This window comes from Paraburkholderia sp. SIMBA_030 (genome assembly GCF_046535245.1).
GTDB lineage: Bacteria > Pseudomonadota > Gammaproteobacteria > Burkholderiales > Burkholderiaceae > Paraburkholderia.
The window spans coordinates 1-264 of the sequence record NZ_JAWRXB010000774.1 but is presented as its reverse complement, the minus strand read 5'-3'; the positions used below and the strand labels follow the sequence as shown (position 1 = coordinate 264).

Genomic DNA, 264 nt, shown 5'->3' with positions numbered 1-264 from the left:
ATGCGGTGCGTGCGAATCGTCTCCAGTAATCGCAGGCGTTGTTCTGGAAAGGCCTTCCAGGCGTCATCGCCATGGCGTTTGCGGTCGGGGTAGAACATCACGCTAGTGACCACGAATTTGACCCGGGCCGGGCTGTGGATCAGCCATTTGAGCAGTGTTTGTTCCTGTTCTTCATCAAGGATACGGCGATCGTCGGCGGACAGGTTGCGGCGAGTACGGCTGTCGGTGACAAACCATTCAATATCACCGTCGGTGAACTGATAC

Annotated in this window: 1 protein-coding gene; it reads right to left on the bottom strand. The window is 56.1% G+C overall.

Features of this window, described 5'->3' with window-relative positions; translation table 11 throughout:
• Positions 1-264, bottom strand: a 264-nt coding sequence (locus SB772_RS42075; protein WP_410838782.1) for a hypothetical protein, incomplete at both ends; no start/stop codon positions are given.